Source organism: Natronobacterium gregoryi SP2 (assembly GCF_000230715.2).
Taxonomy (GTDB): domain Archaea; phylum Halobacteriota; class Halobacteria; order Halobacteriales; family Natrialbaceae; genus Natronobacterium; species Natronobacterium gregoryi.
Window position 1 is genome coordinate 3,183,187 of the sequence record NC_019792.1, and the last position, 20,477, is coordinate 3,203,663.

Genomic DNA, 20,477 nt, shown 5'->3' on the forward strand with positions numbered 1-20,477 from the left:
GTCCCCGCCAAGTACGAACAGACTGTCCGGAGATGGGTACGACGAGTGTAGGCCGCGTCAAGACCGACCGCCGCTCTAACGGACTACCTGCGGGTGACCGACCGTGAGTGCTCGATCTATTCCCGTCGCCGACCGCGTCACGGACGCGTTTTTCGCACTGGACACCGACTTCCGGTTTACCTATCTCAACGAACGGGCCGAGACCCTGCTGAAACGTTCCCGCTCGGACCTGATCGGGCGAGTCATGTGGGACGAGTTCCCCCAGACTGTCGAGACGCAGTTTCCCGACGGCTTCCACCGGGCGATGGACGAACAGGTTCCAGTCTCCTTCGAGGTGTATCACACCCACCTCGAAACCTGGTTCGAGGCACGCGCTTACCCCTCCGAGACGGGGCTGTCGGTGTACATGCGCGATGTCACCGAGCGCAAAGAACAGGAGACCACGATCGCACAGCACGCTGCAGTGATCGAGGCGATCGACGACGGCGTCGTCACGCTCGATCCAACCCGCGAGATCGTTTCGGTCAACGATGCGATGGAGCGTCTCCTCGGGCAGAGTCGTGACGACCTCGTCGGCGAACACGTCGAAGTCGTCCCCGAACTGGCCGGTATCGCCGACGAGGACGCCGTCGAGATGGGCCGTGCGATCGCCGACGTCGATGTCGGCAACACCGCGAAACGCCAACTCGAGGCTCCGGTCACTGACGCCGATGGAGCCGATCGGGTGGCCGAGATCAGGATCGTCCCGATCGAGGACGAGACGGCGACAATCGCAGTCATCCTCCGTGACATCACCGATCAGCACGAGCACGAGCGCATCGCTGCCTCGCTGCACGAGGTAACTCGCTGGCTACTCGAGTCCGACGATCCCGAGGAGATCTGTGCGATCGCGGTCCACTCGGGGAGCGATCTGCTGGGCCTGCAGATCAGCGGTATCTGGTTGCTCGAGGACGAGCACGGCTATCTAGAGCCCGTCGCTGGCACTGCCGGTGCGTACGAGGAGTTTGGCGGTTTGCCACGTTTCAACCCCGGTGACGGACTCGTCTGGAACGTTTTCGAGGCCGGTGAGATCGAGCGGTTCGACGATCTTGCCGAAGAGGAGGAGGTCTCTAACTCCTCGACGCCGCTTCGCTCACAGATCGTCGCGCCAATTGGGACACACGGCGTGCTCATGACGGGGTCGCTCGACCCCAACCGGTTCGACGAGACCGACGCCGAGTTGCTCTCGACGCTCGCCGAGAACACGCGTGCCGCGCTCGATCGAGCCGAGCGGGAACGTGTTCTCCGGGATCGAACTGCGGAACTCGAGCGCCAGACGGAACGACTCGAAGGGGTTGCGAACGTCCTCTCGAGCGATCTGAAACGGCGACTCGAGACTGTCGCTGACGCGGTCGAAGACGATTCCGACCTCGACTGGGAGTTCCCGCTTGCGGAGAAGTCCGTCGAGCAGACGCTCGATCGGGCCGAACGACTCGTCGATGACGTTCGGGAGTTTGCGCGCAACGCCTCTGCAGTCAGAACGCGGAGTCGCGTCACGCTCGAGCGGACGGTCGGGGAAGCGGTCAGTGAGTCGAAACTCGCCGAGACGGACGTGGTCGTCGAGGAGGACGCGGCGTTACGTGCGGATTCGGATCGGTTCGCTTACCTGCTCGAGACGGCGTTCGACGACGCCGCTGCGCGTGCAGACGCCGCCGACGTCACGGTTCGAGTCGGCGTTCTCGGTCGCGAGGGATCGCCGCGGCTGCGTGGCTTCTACCTCCTCGACGATGCCGGCGACCCGCCCGCGAGTGCACAGGATAGACTGCTCGAACCGCCGTCGGACGGCGAGCGATCGGGTGACGGACTGGGGCTTGCCCTCGTCCGGGCGATTGCCGAGGCTCACGACTGGGAGCTGTCGATCGATGCGGAGGCAAACGGCCGGACGCGGATCGAGGTCAGGGACGTGACGACACTCGAACCTCGGGAGCCGGAGGAAGAGCCTGAATCCAGTCCTGAACCGACGTGGGGTGACAGGTGATTACGCGAGTTCGTCTTCGATCGTCGCCCGCAGTTCCCGAATCGTCGCCGCGTCGGCGGTGATCGTTCGTTCTTCTGCCGTGATCTCGAGTCGGCCGTCGTCGGTCACCGAGCCGACTTTGACGACGGGCGCAACGTTCTCGAACGCCGACGCGACGGCGTCGGGCGACTCGGTCTGGATCAGCACGCGGCCGGGCTGTTCGTGGAACAAGGGTGCCGCGAGGTCGGCGTCGGTGACGGGCAGTTCGACTGTGAGGCCGGCCTCGTCGGTCACCATCTCGGCGAGCGAGACGGCGAGGCCGCCGTGACTGACGTCGTGGACGGCACGCGTCGAGTCGTCGTCTGCAATCTCGGCGATTGCCTCGACGAGCGCGGCTGGATCGTCGGGTAGCGCGGGGAATCGATCGCTGCCGTCGAACCGGGCGAGGTACTCCGACCCGCCGAGGGCGAGGTCGCCGGCCTCGAGTCCGAGGTCGCCGACCAACAACAGATCGGTATTCGCTTTGGGTGCGAGCGACAGTGATGGTGCGTCGTAGCCGTCTTTGGTTCCGACCAGCGCGAGCGTCGGCGTCGGTGGGATCGGTCCGGCCGCGGAGTCGTTGTACAGTGAGACGTTGCCGCCGACGACGGGTGCATCGATCGTCTCACACATGTCCGCGAGGCCGTCGACGATCCCCTCGAAGCCGCCATAGACGTCTGGCTTTTCCGGGTTGGCGCCGTTGAGACAGTTGACTGCTGCAAGCGGTGTCGCACCTTTGGCTGCGACGTTGGTCGCGTTCTCGAGAGCGACTGCACGAGCGCCCTCGTAGGGAGCCGTCGAGGTCCAGTTGGGTGCACTACCGGTGGAGATGGCGAGTCCTTGTTCGGCTTCTCGAACGGCGACGATGGCGGCGTCGTCACCCGGCCCGACGCTTGTCCGGACCCCGACCTCGTGATCGTACTGTCGGTAAACCCACCGCTTCGAGGCCGTGTTCGGACTCGAGACAACCGTCTCGAAGGCCGCCTCTACGTCGACCTCGGGAAGGTCGGTGTCGGGCTGTTCTGGCTTCTCACTCTCGAGATCGTTCATCGGCGCGCCTTCACCGAGGAAGTGGGCATCGACATCGACGACCGTCTCGCGCTCTCGCGGTTCGCTCTGCTCACCGCTCGAGTCGTCCGAGGTGTGTCGCGTTTCGCTATTCTCGAAGGTGCAGACGTAGTTCCCGTCAGTGACCTCGCCGATCACCGAACAGCCCAGGTCGAACCGCTCTGTGATCTCTTCGACGCGGTCGACGTTCTCGGGTTCGACTTCGTAACACATCCGTTCTTGGGACTCGGCGAGCAGTATCTCGAGGGCATTCATCTTCGGCTCGCGCTGGTGGACGCGCTCGAGTTCGATGTGTGCGCCGAGGCCGCCCTTGGCGACCATCTCGCTTGAGGCACCACCGAGGCCCGCAGCGCCGAGGTCGCGGGCGGACTCGATCAGGCCTTCTTCGATCAGTTGCTCGTTGGCCTCGATGAGGAGCTTCTCGGCGTAGGGGTCGCCAACCTGGACCGCAGGGCGGTCTTCGGTTTCTGCGTCCTCCGAGAGGTCTTCGCTGGCGAAGGAGGCGCCACCGAGGCCGTCGCGGCCGGTCGCGTTGCCGACGAGGACGAGTTTGTTACCGGGTTCTTGTGCCTCGGCGGTGACGAGTCGATCCTCGTTGGTCAGGCCGATACAGGCGACGTTCACGAGCGGGTTACCCTCGTAATCTTCGTGGAAGTCGACGCTCCCCGCGACCGTGGGGACGCCGATACAGTTGCCGTAGTGGCTGATCCCCTCGACGACGCCCTCGAAGAGGTACTTGGCGTGTTCACGGTTGAACTCGCCGAAGTACAGCGAGTCAGCCAGGGCGATCGGATAGGCACCCATCGACAGTGTGTCCCGGACGATGCCGCCGACGCCGGTCGCGGCACCGTCGAACGGATCGACGTAGGAGGGGTGGTTGTGGCTCTCGATGCCCATCGTGATGTAGGTCTCGTCGTCTGCGCGCCCGCTGGCAGGATCGTCGTCACCGTCAGCCGACGGCAAAGCGACGACTGCCGCGTCGTCGCCTGGCCCGACGACGACCTGCTCACCGTCGCTTTCGAAGGCCGAAAGCAGTGGTCTCGAGGAGCGGTACGCGCAGTGTTCGCTCCAGAGGTTCTCGAACAGCGCCGCCTCCGCCGGAGTCGGCTCCCGGCCTAGTTCCTCGACGACGAGTTCGCGGTCCGAATCGGCAAGGCTCATTCATCTAGATGATGAAAGTCGGCCGGTAAAGGGGTTTCTATATGCACGTTTGTGTATTATATCGGCGGCACCGGCCGGGACGCCGTCGTTCGAGAGAGCGGCGCTCGCTCGTACTTCGAGCGTCGTCGATGCCCGGCTCACTCGGCCTCGAAGCGGTTGACGCGACGCAACACGGATCGGTCCAGATGGGGCTAGAGGGTCGAAGCAGTGAGCAAGAAGACTCGTGGTGGTGTCACAGCCTCTTTGCCGACAGCCATGAGAGACATCCGCGTCGTTGCCGTCACGAGGGCGCGGGTTCGTCGGCGTCTTCTCGTGATCGGAAAACGGAGCGACGACGAATTACGTGTGACGCTCGAGCAGGTCGTAGCTGCGTTCCCACTCGGCGTCGTCGTCGAAGTAGCGCTCGGCGAGTGGCTGGTCAGGGAGCTCGCCGACGGCCTGCTTCTCCTCGGTGTAGGACGGCCGGTCGTCGTCGACGTAATACCGGCCGGTGAGGACGGTCCCCTCGTTGAGGACGTTCTCCGTCTCGCGCATCATCTCGGCGGCTTCCTCCCGGTCGTGGATGTCGAACTCGTAGTCGTCGGACTCTTGGACGTCGACGTAGGGGACGTACTGGCGGGCGTCCTTGTTCCAGGTCGGACACTGGGTGAGGAAGTCGACGTGTGCGAAGCCATCGTGTTCGATCGCTTCCGCGATGATCTCTTTGGCCTGGTTGGGGTTGACGGCGGCGGTGCGGGCGACGTAGCTCGCACCGGCGGTCAGCGACAGCGACAGCGGTCGAATCGGCGTCTTGGCGCTGCCCGATGGCTGGGTCTTTGACTTGTGGCCCTTCGGGCTCGTCGGCGATGTTTGGCCCTTCGTTAGCCCGAAGATTTCGTTGTTGAACACGATGTAGGTCATGTCGTGGTTCTCTCGGGCCGAGTGAATGAAGTGATTGCCGCCGATCCCGTAGCCGTCACCGTCACCACCAGCGGCGATGACCTCGAGGTCGGAGTTGGCCAACTTGGCTGCGCGGGCGACCGGCAGCGCGCGGCCGTGAATTGTGTGGAACCCGTACGTGTCGAGATAGCTATTCAGCTTGCCGGAACAGCCGATCCCGGTGACAGTCAGGACCTCTTCGGGCGTTCTCCCGACCTCCGGAAGCGCCTGCTTCAGCGCCTTCAGGACGCTGAAGTCGCCACAGCCCGGACACCAAGTCGGCTGCGGTTCGACACCGGGCGTAAACTCCTCCCGGTCGATCTCTCGTTCTTCTTCGATTGCGTTGAATGCACTCATTGTTAGTCACCTGCAGCAGGTTCGATTCGTACCTGTGCGGTTGGTTCGCGTTCTTCCTCGGCGACGTTGACCTCGTAGGCCTCGACGACCTCGGCGGGCTCGAAGGGGTTGCCGTTGTACTTCAGGAGGCTGGTCAACTTCTCGCCGAACCGACCGAGTTCCTTCTGGACCAGGCCGCGAAACTGGGCAGTGGCGTTCATCTCGACGACCATCGCCTCGTCGACACTCTCGAGGAACTCCGTCATCTCGGCCTCGGGGAACGGCATCATATCGGAGACGCTGATCCCCTTGACACTGTGGCCCTGCTCGTTCAGCCGCTCGATTGCTTCGGCGACGGCACCCTGACTCGAGCCCCAGGTGACGATGCCGTACTCGGCCTCTTCGGGCCCGAAGTACGTCTGTGTCGACTCGCGTTCCTCGTCGAGTTCCTCGCGGATGGACTCGAGTTTCTCGAGGCGACGGTCCATCTGGTGGACGCGGTTGTCGGGGTCCTCGCTGATGTGGCCGACGGGGCTGTGCTCGTTGCCCGTCGCGAGGTATCGACCGCCTTTCTGACCGGGCAGCGAGCGCGGTGCGACGCCGTCCTCGGCGTCCTCGTGGTTGAACCGCTTGAACTTCCCGGAGTTGTCGTGGGCAGCCTCGGAGAGTTCTGCTTCGGTCAGCGTCGATCCCAGGTCAGGGGACGGTTCGCGGTCGAAGAACTCGACGTCGACGTTCTTGTTCTCGCCGCTGAGCTTCTGGTCGTAGATGAGCAGCGTGGGGATTTGGTAGTCCCACGCGATTTCGAAGGCCAGTCGGGTCTGTTCGTAGGCTTCTTCGATGTTACCCGGTGCGAAGACGACACGCTGGGAGTCACCCTGGCTCGTATAGAGGACGTGCTCTAAGTCGCCCTGTTCGGGCTTGGTCGGCATCCCGGTCGAGGGGCCGGCACGCATCGCTTCGATGAGGACGATCGGCGTTTCGGTCATCTCTGCGAGGCCGAGTGGCTCGGACATCAGGGCGAACCCGCCACCCGACGAGCCGGACATCGCCTTGACGCCGGCGTGGCTCGCACCAACCGCGAGCGCGGCCGCGGCAATCTCGTCTTCGACCTGTTCGGAGACGCCGCCCATGTCGGGAAAGTTCTGGCTGAGGATGGTGAACACGTCCGTCCACGGCGTCATCGGGTAGCCGGAGATGAACCGACAGCCGGCGTCGATGGCACCGTAGGCGATCGCGTTCGACCCGGACAGCAACGCCTGTTCGGTCTCGTGGGAGCCCTCGGGCGCACGCAGGTCGTGTTCGAAGTCGTACTCCTCCTCGATCGTCTCGTAGGCCTCGTGAAGGATGTCGAGGTTGGACTCGAGTACGTCACCGCCCATGGCGTCGGACATGAGGTCCTCGATGTGGTCCAATTCCATCTCGAGGAGTGCTGCGGTGACGCCGACGCCTGCCGTGTTCCGCATGACCTCGCGCCCGTGTTCTTTCGCGAGGCCACGCAGATCCATCGGGTAGACGTGCCAGCCGTTTTCCTCGGCACGTTCCGCTAGGTTCAACTCCTCGACGTCGTCCTCGCTGATGAGGCCCTCGTCGTAGACGATGACACCTCCCTCACGGAGGTCGTCCAAGTTCTCCGAGAGGGGTTTGACCTCTTCGTTACCGTAGTAGGCATCCTCGCTGGGGTTGCGGGCGAACGAGTCACCCAGGGCAAGCAGGAAGTTGTAGCCGTCTCCTCGTGACTGTACCTCCTGATCCGCGGCCCGGATCTCGACGTACGTGTGGCCGCCACGAATCCGGGATGGATAGTGGCGATGTGTGAATACGTCAAGCCCCGAGCGCATCAGCGCTTTCGCGAAATTCTGGCTCGTCGAGTCGATTCCGTCGCCGGAACCGCCTGCGATTCGCCAGATGAGTTCGTCGTCGCTCATAGGTAAATCAGTGGCCGGTGGGCCAACCGTACCTGAGATTTCCCCTACTGAACCTAAAGCCTTTGCTATACATTACCAGGAATCTTTCGTGAAGAATGGGCAGTCGTTCAGAATTATGCATGAAAGATTATTATTGTACTGGCGACATCCCGTGTCGATTTCCGTTCTTTGATGATCGGATCTGGGGTTGCGAGGGCACGGCTGACGCGTTTGGGTCTGCGATAGCTTTTACTCTCTATTCGCCGTAGAAACACTATGGGATACATCGTTCGGATGCCAAAACTCGGCCTCGAGATGGAACGTGGCGTCCTTCTCGAGTGGCACGTCGGCGAGGGGGAGACGGTCGAGGAGGGAGCACTCGTCGCCGAGGTGGAGTCCGAAAAGAGCGTCGGCGAAGTCGAAGCCAGAGAAGACGGGGTCCTCCGGCGCACCTATCTCGAGGAGGGAAAGGAAGTGCCGCCGGGGACGCCGATCGGTATCGTCGCGCCGACCGACGACGAGATCGACGACCTCGAGGCGGAAGCGGAGGCGGACCTCGATGGCGAGGAAACCGACGCCGAAGAGACGACGGCAGCCGAACCCACGACGGAGTCAGCCGACGCCGCCGGCGGGAGCGCCGAAACGGGAGCCGCGACCGACGACGTTCGCGCATCGCCACGTGCTCGAGAACGCGCACAAGAACTGGGCGTCGACCTCGAGACGGTCGAGGGAAGCGGCTATCAGGGAGCGATCACGGAAGCAGACGTGGAGGCCGCCACGGATACCGACGCGGACCCAGAAGCCGGCGAGATACAGGCGTCTCCACGGGCGCGAAAGCGCGCAGACGAACTCGGCGTGAACCTCGCAACCGTCGAAGGAAGCGGTTATCAGGGAGCGATCACGGAAGCAGACGTGGAAGCCGCAGCCGCCGATGCGGGCGAAGCAACCGCGGGAGCCGACGACAGGACGCTCGCCGAAGAACGCTCGTTCGACGGGATGCGCCGAACGATCGCAACGCGGCTGAGTGAGAGCTACCGCGAGGCCGTCCACGTGACCGTCCATCGAGAGGCCGACGTCGAGGAACTGTTCGACGCCGTCGACGCCGCAGACGCCGCCCTCGAAGCCGACGTCTCGATTCAGGATCTGCTCTTGCTCGCGGTGTCGGAGACGCTCGAGGCTCATCCGGAGTTCAACGCCACCTTCGAGGACGATGTCCACCGGCTCTGGGAGGAACACAACGTCGGACTCGCGGTCGACGTCGAGCAGGGATTGATCACGCCGGTGGTGCGTGACGTCGGCTCGAAGTCGCTGTCCGATCTCTCCGACGAGCGTCGCCGCCTCGTCGACGACGCGCTGCGTGGAGAGTACACGATGGACGACCTGCGCGGCGGGACGTTCACGGTGACGAACCTCGGCGTCCTCGGCTCCGAGTCATTCGATCCGATCATCAACCCGCCACAGATCGCGATTCTGGGCGTCAACGCCGTCGAAGAACAGCCAGTGCGTAGCGAGCGCGACGACGTCGACTGGCACCGCCACCTCCCACTCGATCTCTCGTTCGACCACCGCGTCGTCGACGGTGCCGACGCCGCCCGCTTCCTCGAGACGCTGGTCGACACGCTCGAGAATCCATGGCAGCTCTTGCCCGAGCCAGTCGACGACAGCGCCCGGGACCGGGCTGGCAAGACGGAGATGCCTGGCCGCACCGTCACTGCCACGACCGCCGACGGCATGGCCGGCCGGATCGAAGCAGGGTCCTTCGAGTGGCAGTACGACGAACCCGAGGACAGCGGCGGTACCGAGACCGGTCCGACGCCCGTCGACGTCTTCCTCGGCGGACTCGCTTCCTGTCTCTCCTTGAGCACGCGTTACCAGGCCGAGAAGCGAGACACCGACGTTGGAACGATCTCCGTGACGACCGACGCCGACCCCGAACACGGCGCAGTCGAGTCGATCGAGGCGACGATCCACCTCGAGACAGACGCAGACGACGACGACGTCGAACGCCTGGTCGAACTCGGCGAGCGTGGCTGTCACGTTTCGCAACTACTCCGCGCGGACCTCGAGCTAGAGCTTTCGTGGGACCGACGGTGAGGTAGGCGACCGATCGCCCTCGCGCCAAGAGTAGTGGAGTGAGTTCGACGGCCTGGTCTCGAAACTCGAGTCTCGACTACTCCTGTGCTAGGACGTTGCGTCGACATCGAACCCGCTGCGTTTCGCTCCGGCTTCGAGCGCACGTTCGACATCGACGAGTCGCGGTCCGTCCTCGAGTGGACGCAATTCGACTGTCGCGTCGGTGGCCTCGAGTTCGCGCTCGCCGTCGGCCCCGACTACGCCGTCGGGTAGCTCGAACGAGACCGAGTCGCCGGGAGCGAGTCGCTCCCACGACTCGACCCCGATCGTCGCGAGGATGCCGGGTGCGACGACCGCACGGACGGTCCGTTCGGCCTCGTCGGGGTCGGCGAGTCTGACGGCGACGCCGCCGGGATCGTCACCGGCCACGGGTTCGGACGTGACCGCGCCGGCGACTGCCGACAGGCCAACGTCGCCAGGGTGTGCACGCGAGACGACGCCACCGCGTAGATCGGCGGGATCGAGCAGGGCACGCGTCCCGACGAACGACCGCGACGAAAGTTCTGCCGAAGCGAGCGCAGTCAGTCGATCCCGGTCGGCTGCCCTGCCGGACCGAACTGCTGCGTCGACTGTCCCGTGTTGCGTCGTCACGTCGTCGGTCGGGACGACACCCGTCGCGACGAGGCCAGCTGCGACGCCCGCGAGCGTCCCGTCGACCGGCGACGGAACGACAGTGTTCGTTCCCGTCGCAACTGCGACGACCGGCACCGAGCCAATCTCGAGCGCCACGTCCCGGGTCGTTCCATCACCACCCAGAACGACGACGACGTCTGCCTCCTCGCGGAACCGAGCCGCTGCAGCCTTAGTGTCGGCCGACGATCCCTCGAGAGTCAACTCGAGCAGGCCGACCGGAAACGCGTCACCGGCGACGGGTGACGCTTCGACGGCGTCCTGGGCGATCCCAGTCAGGGTCGGCATCGCGGTCACCTCGATTCCGTCAGCGGCGACAGTCAAACCCTCGAGGACGCACTCGGCGACGCGGCGTTTCGCGTAGTTGTCGACGACGCTCGCCCCGCCGGTGAGTCGGCGAACGTCTCGACCCGCAGCGGGGTTGACGACGAGCCCGACGCGGGCTCGGTTCGAGTCGGCCTCTGATTCGGCGGCCACACTGGAGTCGGAATCGGACGATCTCACGTTACGAGATCCGTTCGATCGCCGCCCGCACGTCGTCACCGCCGGGCAAGACCTCGCTCTCCAGTGGCGGACTAAACGGCATGTGCGTGTCCGGCGTGCCGACTCGCTGGATCGGCGCGTCGAGGCTGAAAAACGCCTCTTCCTGGACTCGCGCGACGATTTCTGCGTGCGTGCCATACGAGAGTGGACTCTCGTCTGCGACGATCAGCCGCCCAGTCTTGCGGACGCTCTCGACGAGCGTCTCGGTGTCGAGCGGGTACAGCGACTGCAGGTCGATCACCTCGACCTCGAGGCCGAGGTCGTCCGCGACGCCCTCGGCGGTCTGGAGACTCTCACCGACGAGTCGCTGTGTGGCGACGACGGTGACGTCGTCGCCCTCACGCTCGACCGACGCCTCGCCAATCGGGATCGTAAACTCCTCGTCGGTCGGGACCGGTCCGGACTGTTCGTAGATCATCTTGTTCTCGAAGACGAACACCGGATCGTTCGACCGGATCGCGGCCTTCGTCAGCCCCTTTGCGGCTGCGGCGGTCCCGGGTGTGACGGCTTTCAGGCCAGGGAAGTGACCGATCCAGGTGTGGACCGTCCCCGAGTGCTGGCTCGCGGCACCCATCCCACCACCCTCGGTCGTCCGGACGGTAACTGGCATTTCTGCTTTCCCGCCGAACATGTATCGCATCTTCGCCATCTGGTTCATAATCTGTTCCATCGCGACGCCGGTGAAGTCGGAGAACATGAGCTCGACGACCGGACGCGTCCCGGTCGCCGCCGCGCCCGTCGCGGCACCGGTGAAGCCGGCTTCGCTGATCGGCGTATCCTTGATTCGTTCGTCGTCGAAATCCTGGTAGAGGTCGCCGGTCACCTCGAGCACGCCGCCGAACTCGCCGATATCCTCGCCGATGAGGAAGACGTCCTCGTCGCGTTCGAGTTCCTCTCGTAGCGCCTGTCGGATCGCCTCTCTGACGGTCAGCTCTTCCGTTTCAGTCTCGAGTTCTTGTTCGACCTGTGCAGTCATTGTCGGTCACCTCTCGGAGTGCCGCCGTCGGTCCGAGCGGCGGTGGCGAAGCGTTCGATCTCCGGCGGCATCTCGCCGAACATGTCGGCGTATGCCTCGTGTGGTTCCGGCGGCGCGGCATCCTGGGCGTAGTCGACGGCGTCTTGGATTTCCGCTTCGACCTCGCTTTGCAGACGTTCGACCTCGTCTGCCGTCAGTTCCCCGCGGTCGATCAGCCGCTGTTTGAACGTGTCGATCGGATCGCGGTCCTTCCAGCGCTCGATCTCCGCCTCGTCGCGGTACGGTTCCTCGTCACCTTCGTAGTGGCCGCGGTACCGGTAGGTCTCGGCTTCTACGAGGGTCGGTCCCTTGCCGTTGCGAGCACGCAAGCGTGCTTCGCCGACGGCCTCGGCGACTGCGGTGACGTCCATCCCGTCGACGGTCAAACCCGGAATGTCGTAGGCCTGTGCCGTGTCGCTCAGGTTGTCGACGTTGTGCTGTTCTTCGACCGGCGTCCCTTCGCCGTAGTGGTTGTTCTCGACGACGAAGACGGCCGGCAGGTCCCACGTCGCTGCGATGTTGATCGCCTCGTGTACCTGTCCTTGCGCGACCGCGCCGTCTCCGAGGAAACTGACGGCGATCTTGTCGCGGTCGTCGTAGTCGATCGACAGCGCCGCACCCGTCGCCAGCGGCGGGCCCGCGCCGACGATCCCGTTCGCGCCGAGCATACCGGCGTCGACATCCGCGATGTGCATCGAACCGCCTTTCCCCTTACAGTATCCGTCGGCCTTACCGTACAACTCGGCCATCATGTACTTCGGATCGAGCCCCTTCGCAATGCAGTGGCCGTGCCCCCGATGGGTGCTCGCGATGTAGTCGTCCGGTTCCAGGGCCGCACAGGTGCCGACGCCGACCGCCTCTTCACCGATATAGAGGTGGACGAACCCCGGTATTTCTCCGTCCGCGAATCGATCCCCCGCCTCCTCGTCGAACGCACGGATCAACAGCATCCGGCGCAGCGCCTCTACTCGTCCTTCCGAACTCTCGAGGTCGTAGTCTGCCATGTGGCAACGTGGATCTACAACGGGAGTCAATATATGTGCTAGGGCCTACCACACAGTAATATTAACCACTCATCCGCCCCCATCCAACAAACGTTCCGCTCGAGCCAGAATTTTAATTCATCCGAGCATCAGCGAACCGACTAGTTCGAGATTCATGACTTCGAGACGACCCGGGAAAAGCAGGCTGACCAGTGTTTCCCTCGAGGCGTCGGTGGCCGATACTGGCTCTCCGCTCGAGTCCGCCGAGGACGACGAGACACCGGTTCGGACCGGTAATCGCCGCACGCGGCGGATGATCGGTCGGACAGTAGCCACTGCACACCAGCTTCCAGACGTCGACCCAGCAGATCAGGCTTGGACCGCCACTACCCGTCGGCCACCCATGGCGGAGACGACAGTGCCTCGACCGAACCGATGCGGTACGTGGGCTCGTATCCTGCAGAGTCCTCGCTCTCGGCTACCCACCCGACTCGAGTCCGGCAGCGGCCGCACCGGCGACGTCCGTCTCGAGCGAGTCGCCGACGTGGACCGTCGTCTCGGGCGTCGTCTCGAGCGCCCGGAGGACCCGTTCGAACGGCTCCGGGTCCGGTATCGGCGGGATCTCGTGTCCGGTGACGACGACCGCGTCGATCCACCGCTCGAGACCGACGGCCGCGATTTTCTGGCGCTGGGCGTCCCGTGCCCCGTTCGTAACGATGCCAAGACGGTAGTTGTCGGCGAGGTCGTCGAGCACGTCGGCGACCGACGGCAGCAGTTCGACGTTCGACTGGTCGCGTTCCGCGGCGAACGCCGCGGCGACGTCTCTCCCAAGCCCCCGATCGTAGCCGTTCTCCTCGGCGAGCGCGGCGAAACACTCGCGTCGGAGATCGTCTATCGAGTCGCATCTGCGGGCGAACTCGTCGTACCGGGCGTAGTAGTCTTCGACGGAAAACAGCGGTGCGAGTCCCAGGTTCTCGAACGCCGTCCCAACACCTCGCCGGACGACCGAACGTAGCGGAGCAAGGTTCCGTCGAGGTCGAACGAGACGGTCTCGATTCAGGCCACACGTTCGGGATTCCGTTCGAACCCGCAAAAACGAACTGGTCGGCTCTGGTGAAATCCTTCTCCGGTAACAACTGATGCGTACTGAATACAGGGCGCGAATTCAGCAATTGTTCTATCTCCGTACTAAAAAGTATACGCCCAATTATGATTGTAGATACGAAACCAGCAAGGTGGTAGCGGTCCCAGTGAGTACATATGACGGACCCCAAAGAAACGATCACCATCGAGAATGTCGTTGCCTCGACTGGAATTGGGCAGGAACTTGATCTCGGACCCGTGGCGATGGATCTCGAGGGGGTAGAGTATGACCCGGAGCTGTTCCCCGGGGCCGTCTATCGGATAGACGATCCCAAGGCAGCCCTGCTGTTGTTTCGCTCCGGGAAGATCGTTTGTACCGGTGCGAAAAGCACCGACGATATGCGCCGTGCGGTCGAGATTGTATTTGAGAAGCTACGCGACCTGTCGATTCCGGTTGAACCGGACGGTGTGACCGTCCAGAATATCGTCTCGTCGGCTGATCTGGGCCATCATCTCAACCTCAACGCCATTGCAATCGGCCTCGGGCTCGAGAACATCGAATACGAACCCGAACAGTTCCCCGGACTCGTCTACCGGATCGACGATCCCGATGTCGTTCTGCTGTTATTTGGGAGTGGAAAAATCGTTATCACGGGGGGAGAGCAACCTGACGACGCTGAACAGGCCGTTGGTCAAGTGCGGAATCGACTCGGCGAACTTGGTCTGCTCACGTGAACGATTTGAGACAGGTGGTTGCTGGCAGAATGGAAATAGGGGGACCGAGAAAAGGTATTGGTACGGCTCACGCCGCGGGCTCTCCATGAACTGTCTATTGAGACGGAGGTACTATCCGTCTTTAACTAAGCGAAGAACCACGTGACAGCAGCGGCTTATCGAGACATCTTTTCGAGAGGAATGAGGAGGCAACGGCTGTGTCCACCAATGCCTCCTCATCTCGGATTATGCGTCGGCTCACTACACTGTTTCCCTCTGAGTTCCTCGAAGAGCACGCCGAGGAACTCGGCGTGATCGAACGCGACCGCAAGCTCCAGATCCCTGCCTTCGTCTGGGCATTCGTGTTCGGCTTCGCCGCAGGCGAAAGCCGAACACTCGCTGGCTTCAGACGCAGCTACAACTCGACAGCTGATGAGACGATCTCTCCCGGCGGCTTCTATCACCGGTTGACGCCGTCTCCCGCAGAGTACTTCCGCGACCTCGTCGAGCGTGGCCTCGACGAGGTCGCTGTCCCTGACACTGTTGACGCCGATATCGACCGATTCAAGGACGTGATGATCGCTGATGGAACCGTCCTGCGGTTGCACGAGTTCCTTGCCGATGAGTACGAAGCTCGCAAGGAGGAGCAGGCTGGAGCGAAGCTCCACCTGCTCCACAATGCCACTGAGCAGACGATAGAATGGCTCGACGTGACTGACGAGAAAACGCACGACAGCACGTTGTTTCACACAGGATCGTGGCTCGAAGATCGGCTCGTTCTGTTCGACCGAGCCTACTTCAAGTACCGCCGCTTCGCGTTGATCGATGAGAACGACGGCTACTTCGTGAGTCGGCTGAAAGAGAGCGCAAATCCGGTCGTAACGGAGGAATTACGGGAATGGCGCGGGCGCGCCATTCCCTTGGAAGGTGAGCAGATCCACGATGTTGTGGATGATCTGCACCGCGAGTACATCGACGTGGAAGTCGAAGCCGAGTTCGACCGAAGACCGTACGGAGGAACGCAGTCACGCGATACGAAGCGGTTTCGCGTCGTCGGCGTCCGCAAAGAGGACGCCGACGACTACCACCTGTACATCACGAATCTCCCGAGAGAGGAGTTCCTGCCGTCGGATCTAGGGACGATCTATCGGTGTCGGTGGGAGGTGGAGTTGCTATTCCGTGAGTTGAAGACGCAATACGAACTGGACGAGCTCGATACAACAAAGAAGCATGTTGTCGAGATTCTGCTGTACGCGGCGTTGCTGTCACTGCTCGTGAGTCGTGAATTGCTCGATCTGGTCACCGAACAGGCGGACGACGAGATCGTGTTCCCGCCGGAACGCTGGGCGGCGACCTTCCGGTCGCACGCCCAGCTCATCCTCCACGAACTTGGCGAATATCTTGGCTACTCGCCACCACCGCTGCTCGAGCGACTGATCGACGACGCACAGAAGATCCACCAGCAACGCCCAGTGTTACAAGAGACGCTCGCTACCGCTACGCAACCGAGGTGTGAGTCTTAGCTAAAGACGAATAGACATAGCAGTTTGGCTCGTTTTCAATCCATCTGCTGAATTCGCGCGCTGTATGCAGCAAGACTCCTGGGACCTATCACCGGCTACGAGTTTCGACAGAGCCGTTTACGTCTCTTCGTTCTCGAGGTCTCGAGCGCCGATGTCTCTGATCAGTCGGTCCTCCGTCCGCGACTCGGGGACTGCGATCGCGCGTTCGGGGACGGAGGTTCGAAGCGCGGGCGTCGAAGGCGTCGCGTCGCGTCGGTACCGATCGTCGTCGTCCGGTTCGGCACGAACGCCACGTGGCGTCAGGTAGTCGCCGTCGACCTCGACGCCGGCCTCGCGACAGAGCCGTTTGAGCACGGAGCGTGCGCCCTCGGTCGTGATCGCCGGCGGTGCGATGGCTCGCTCGCGTGCCAGTTCGGTCGCCGTGTTGCCCTCGAGCAGGGCTTCGACCTCCTCGTCGCCGTGACCGCGTTCACGAAGTCGCTTGCGAACGCGACTGGCGATCGAGGGGGCGTGTCGCGTCGGGAACAGGGGCCAGTCGTTCGAGGGCGGATCGAGGACGACGCCGTACCGGCGCAGCGGCGTTCGCGCGGGTGCGAGCAACGTCACGTCTTCCTGGCGCTGTGACTTGCCGAGGACGCGGATCGTCCCCGTGTAGAAGTCGACATCGTCCCACGTCGCGCCCGTCCGCCGATCGTCCTCGGGGACCCGGAACAGTTCTGAGCCACGCACGGCCGAGTGTGCGAGCAGAGCGACCATCGCGTACTCGCGAAGCCGGTTGCGTCGTTTGTCGGCGTCCGAGGGGGTGCCTTCGAGCGCGCGTTCCCGGACGTATCGCTCGAGTTTCCGCCGGGAGTCGGCAGTCCAGCGGTCCTCGTCGACTGGCTGGGTCGTGGTCGGCAGTTCTGACTCTGCATCCCGTACGGTGGCCGGGTTCTCCGCGAGAATGCCGCCGCGAACACACCAGGAGAGAAACGCCCGGACGACCGCGTAGTAGGTGTGGGCAGTCGATGCCGTGTAGGTCCCTTCGTCGGCGCGGTCGCGCAGTTCGCCAGCGTACGACTGCATGTGAGACGCCTCGAGCGCCCGGATCGCTGTCACGCCGTGCTCGCGTTCGGCCCACTCGGCGAACCGCCGGAGGATCGACTCGGCGTTGGCCGCGTAGGTGCCGGCACCGGGGCTGTCGGGATCGCCGACGGCTTTCCGCTGGAGGTAGGCGTCGACCGCGTCCGCAATCGCCACGTCGATGCCGTCGCTCATCGCCCACTCACCTCGCCGTCCCTCGAGTCTGGGCCTCGAGTCGAGGGAGCCGTCGCGGTAGTCGTCGCCTGGTCCCTTCTGGGATCACTGGGGACTCGCTCACTGGAATCGACGCGACGGGTCATTCGTACGAGTGTTACTGTTTCACTCCCGTAAATCTGTGTTTCGTTCTCGGCGATGCGGCCGAACGGGCAGCGGGCAGTCTGACTCCTGCAGTCGGGTATCGGAACTGATCCGAGAGCCACTCGAGCGGGCGTGCGGTTCGACGTGGCACAGAAAGGCCGTCGACGATCCGTCACTCGAGATAGCCCAGATCCGCGAGTCGCTGTTCGACTGCGGCGTCGTCTGTGTCAGTCGAGCGGTCGTCGTCCAGCCGTGGGTAGCGACGGGTGCCCGGCGAGTCGACACAGGGGAGCGGCTGGCCGTCCATCCGGTCGTCGACCGGCACGTCGAGTGTCGCTAGGACGGTCGGTGCGACGTCGAAGAGGTGTGCGTTCCCGACGCCAGCGTCGCCGTCGACGGCGGTTCCCCTGGCGGCGACGGTGCCCTCGAGTTTGTGGTTCCAGGGTTCGGATGGCGGGCCGAACTGGGCGTCGCGCAAGGTCGCCGAAAGGAAGTGGTCGAAGTCGGTGGGGACGGTGACGACGTCGACGGCGTGTTCGCTCTCGGGGCCGTGGAAGAACTCCTCGCGGGGCCGGACGGCTTCGAACACCGGCTCGCCGTCTGGTGTCTCGACCGATCTGAGCGCGTCGATGATCCGCGTTCGAACGGCCTCGTACTCCTCGGGCGGGACGACGCCGTCGGGTTCGCGCCCTTCGAGGTTGATCCGGACGCCCAGTTCGATCCGCGAGCGGACGAAGGCCCTGGAGGACGCGAAGTCGACCTGGGTCGCACCCGCGTTGACGACGCTGGTGGGTGCATAGCGTGCCACGGTCTCTTCGATACCGAACCGCTCGAGGACGGCTCCGATTCGCTGGCTGGTCAGCCCGAAGGTCGCGGCCGTCGCCATCGCCCGTTCGCCGAGGCCGGGTTCGCGGTCGGTGGTCTCGGTGCCGGCCTTGAGCGCGTCGTCCCGAACCGTCGCCCAGGTCGGCATCCCGCGGCCGCCGCGTTCGGTCTCGACGATTCCCTCTGTACGGAGGTACTCGTTGACTCGGAACTCGTGGCCGTCGTACGGTCCCATCCCGTGGTCGCTCGCGAGGATCACGTTGTCCGGATCACAGGTCTCTATCGTCTCGGCGAGTTGGCGGTCGACTTCACGGTATATCCTGCGGATCGCCTCCTCGTCGTCGGGATCTTTGTGGAAAATCGAGTCGGTCACCTGGAACTCGAGGAAGCCGAAATCTGACTCGAACCGACCGGCGAGGTAGCGAAACGCCTCGCCTCGCATGCGCGCACAGTCGCTGTAGTTCTCGGCGCGGTCGTCGATTGTCTCGTCGGGGTAGACGCGATACTCACCGATCTCCTCTCGAACGTCCTCGAGCAGGCCGTCGGGATGACAGTCGGGGTTCTCGGGCGCGGTGTAGCCCGGAATCACCGCGCCGTCGAACTCCCGGGGTGGGTGGGTGACGGGAACGTTGACGACGACGCTCGAGAGCCCCCGGTCCGAGAGTAGTTCCCACAGCGCCTGCTCGCGGACATCGGTCGCGTTGACCACGTCCCAGTCGTAGCCGTCGAACGAGAGGAAGCCGTAAACGCCGTGTTTGCCGGGGTTTTTCCCCGTGTACATCGAGGGCCAGGCACTCGCCGTCCACGGCGGGATCTGTGACTCGAGCGGGCCGCTCGCTCCACCCTCGTCGTCGTAGAACGACGCGAGCGTCGGGATCTCGCCGTCGGAAAACAGTGGCTCGAGCACTCGGTCACAGGCCGCGTCGATGCCGACGAGCAGCGTTCGAAGCGAAGATTCCATTGCCGGGCATTCCACGAGGAGGAGACTTGGTTATGGACGCTGTTACGCGTCGAATCCGCTGCCTTCGGCTGGTCGTCGCCGTTTGCCGATTCACGGCGGCCGGTCAGAACCACCGCGTTTTTGCTTCCCCGAGCTGTTTTCCCGGCATAGCTGACGCCATCGGTCGCGGTTGCGAACTCTGCTGAATGGGCGGGATGCTTATACGTCCGGCCCACAATCGTGTCAAATAGTAATGGCGAGCGGCGACGATGAGGCCGTGGCCGGGTTCGAGACGCTGGCGACTCTGACACGTTCACCCGTTCGACTTCGCGTCCTCGAGCACCTGCTCGAGCGTGGCGCTGGGACCGCCTCGGACATCGCTCCCCACGTCGACGCCTCTCGGCGGACCGTCTCTCGATCGCTCTCGGCTCTCGACGAACAACGGCTGGCGACGAGCAAGGGCCAGACCTACCGTGTGACGACCTACGCGGAGTTGGTCGCCGACGACATCTTTTCTCTCCTCGAACGTCTAGAGCGGGGCCACGAGTTCGCGACCTTCCTCGAGGTGTTTCCGACGGAGGAGTTCGGTTTCACCGCGTCTGACATCGCAACCGTGGATGGGACGACGACGTGCCGTCGATCCGCCGACCCACACGCTCCAGTGTCTCACGTGATCGACGCCCTCGACGACACACGACGCGTACGGGTGCTCGCGCCGATCGCGTCGCCGCTGTACGTTCGACCGCTCGTCGCTCGCGTTCGCGACGGCGCGACGGTCGATGCTGTCGTCGATGCCGACGCCTACAACTCATTTTGCTCGAAGCTCCGCGGGGGTGTCCGAGTCGCCGCGACGCTTGCAGATGTCTCGCTCGCCGTTCACGACGACGTTTCGTTTGGCCTGCTCGAGTGTGACAAGCGGGTCGTGCTCGGGGCCTACGACGATGGCGTCCTGCAGGCAACGTTCGAAACCGACGACGAGGGCGTTCGGGACGCGTCGCGGGACGTCTACGACCGGTATCGAACGGCGGCGAATCGGGTCGTCGACTGATCGGGCGGTCAGAGCCGACAGGGAGAGACCCTCTCGTGAAACGGACGGTCGCGGTCATTGCGATGGTCGCCGTTCGAATTTCGTTAGGAGTACCGTTGACAGCCTCGGACCAACCAGTCCGATCGTCTCCCTCGGTATCGGTCGGGGCGTCCAACGCATCGCTATCGATCGGCTCGTTCTCGCGGTCGTCGCCGTCTTCTGGACGGTCGCACTCGGAACGTGGGGCCTCGGGTAC

The 20,477-nt window shown here is 63.8% G+C and carries 14 protein-coding genes; 5 read left to right on the forward strand and 9 right to left on the reverse strand.

Annotated features, from left to right (window positions below; all coding sequences use genetic code 11):
* Positions 1–103: 103 nt before the first annotated feature.
* On the forward strand, positions 104–2,017 hold the full coding sequence (locus NATGR_RS15735) for a PAS domain-containing protein (RefSeq protein WP_005581102.1): 1,914 nt from the start codon (positions 104–106) through the stop codon (positions 2,015–2,017).
* Here NATGR_RS15735 and purL read toward each other — a convergent pair whose 3' ends face one another.
* The 3 genes from purL to NATGR_RS15750 form a co-directional block, all read right to left on the reverse strand.
* A complete protein-coding gene (gene purL / locus NATGR_RS15740) occupies positions 2,018–4,264 on the reverse strand; it encodes a phosphoribosylformylglycinamidine synthase subunit PurL (protein ID WP_005581104.1) in 2,247 nt (748 codons plus the stop codon).
* A gap of 339 nt (positions 4,265–4,603) precedes the next feature.
* A complete protein-coding gene (locus NATGR_RS15745) occupies positions 4,604–5,539 on the reverse strand; it encodes a thiamine pyrophosphate-dependent enzyme (RefSeq protein ID WP_005581105.1) in 936 nt (311 codons plus the stop codon).
* A 2-nt stretch (positions 5,540–5,541) separates the two neighbouring features.
* Positions 5,542–7,446: a 2-oxoacid:acceptor oxidoreductase subunit alpha gene (locus NATGR_RS15750; RefSeq protein ID WP_005581106.1), complete on the reverse strand. Its 1,905-nt coding sequence runs from the start codon at positions 7,444–7,446 to the stop codon at positions 5,542–5,544.
* A gap of 255 nt (positions 7,447–7,701) precedes the next feature.
* On the opposite strand from NATGR_RS15750, the gene NATGR_RS15755 reads away from it, so the two are divergent.
* Positions 7,702–9,519 carry a 2-oxo acid dehydrogenase subunit E2 gene (locus tag NATGR_RS15755; protein WP_005581107.1) on the forward strand — a complete coding sequence of 606 codons (1,818 nt, stop codon included), beginning with the start codon at positions 7,702–7,704 and terminating at the stop codon, positions 9,517–9,519.
* 87 nt (positions 9,520–9,606) lie between these two features.
* On the opposite strand, the gene NATGR_RS15760 is transcribed toward NATGR_RS15755, so the two are convergent.
* The 4 genes from NATGR_RS15760 to NATGR_RS15775 form a co-directional block, all read right to left on the reverse strand.
* Positions 9,607–10,665, reverse strand: a complete 1,059-nt coding sequence (locus NATGR_RS15760; RefSeq protein ID WP_005581108.1) for an NAD(+)/NADH kinase — start codon at positions 10,663–10,665, stop codon at positions 9,607–9,609.
* A 28-nt stretch (positions 10,666–10,693) separates the two neighbouring features.
* A complete protein-coding gene (locus NATGR_RS15765) occupies positions 10,694–11,707 on the reverse strand; it encodes an alpha-ketoacid dehydrogenase subunit beta (protein ID WP_005581109.1) in 1,014 nt (337 codons plus the stop codon).
* Positions 11,704–12,750, reverse strand: a complete 1,047-nt coding sequence (locus tag NATGR_RS15770; protein ID WP_005581110.1) for a thiamine pyrophosphate-dependent dehydrogenase E1 component subunit alpha — start codon at positions 12,748–12,750, stop codon at positions 11,704–11,706. The genes NATGR_RS15765 and NATGR_RS15770 overlap by 4 nt, the downstream gene beginning before the upstream one ends.
* Positions 12,751–13,207: 457 nt before the next feature.
* On the reverse strand, positions 13,208–13,822 hold the full coding sequence (locus NATGR_RS15775; RefSeq protein WP_005581114.1) for an HAD family hydrolase: 615 nt from the start codon (positions 13,820–13,822) through the stop codon (positions 13,208–13,210).
* A gap of 167 nt (positions 13,823–13,989) precedes the next feature.
* Here NATGR_RS15775 and NATGR_RS15780 point away from each other — a divergent pair, with 167 nt between their 5' ends.
* Entirely contained in the window at positions 13,990–14,547 is a 558-nt protein-coding gene (locus NATGR_RS15780; RefSeq protein WP_005581117.1) for a TATA-box-binding protein, read from the forward strand.
* Between the two features lie 227 nt (positions 14,548–14,774).
* The gene (locus NATGR_RS15785; RefSeq protein ID WP_015233790.1) at positions 14,775–16,049 is read left to right on the forward strand and encodes an IS4 family transposase; all 1,275 of its coding nucleotides are present in this window, start codon (positions 14,775–14,777) and stop codon (positions 16,047–16,049) included.
* 117 nt (positions 16,050–16,166) lie between these two features.
* On the opposite strand, the gene NATGR_RS15790 is transcribed toward NATGR_RS15785, so the two are convergent.
* Both NATGR_RS15790 and NATGR_RS15795 read right to left on the reverse strand, forming a co-directional pair.
* Positions 16,167–17,306, reverse strand: a complete 1,140-nt coding sequence (locus NATGR_RS15790) for a tyrosine-type recombinase/integrase (protein ID WP_005575581.1) — start codon at positions 17,304–17,306, stop codon at positions 16,167–16,169.
* A 295-nt stretch (positions 17,307–17,601) separates the two neighbouring features.
* Positions 17,602–19,215, reverse strand: a complete 1,614-nt coding sequence (locus tag NATGR_RS15795; RefSeq protein ID WP_005575582.1) for an alkaline phosphatase family protein — start codon at positions 19,213–19,215, stop codon at positions 17,602–17,604.
* Between the two features lie 232 nt (positions 19,216–19,447).
* On the opposite strand from NATGR_RS15795, the gene NATGR_RS15800 reads away from it, so the two are divergent.
* The gene (locus NATGR_RS15800) at positions 19,448–20,242 is read left to right on the forward strand and encodes a helix-turn-helix transcriptional regulator (protein WP_005575583.1); all 795 of its coding nucleotides are present in this window, start codon (positions 19,448–19,450) and stop codon (positions 20,240–20,242) included.
* Positions 20,243–20,477 lie beyond the last annotated feature (235 nt).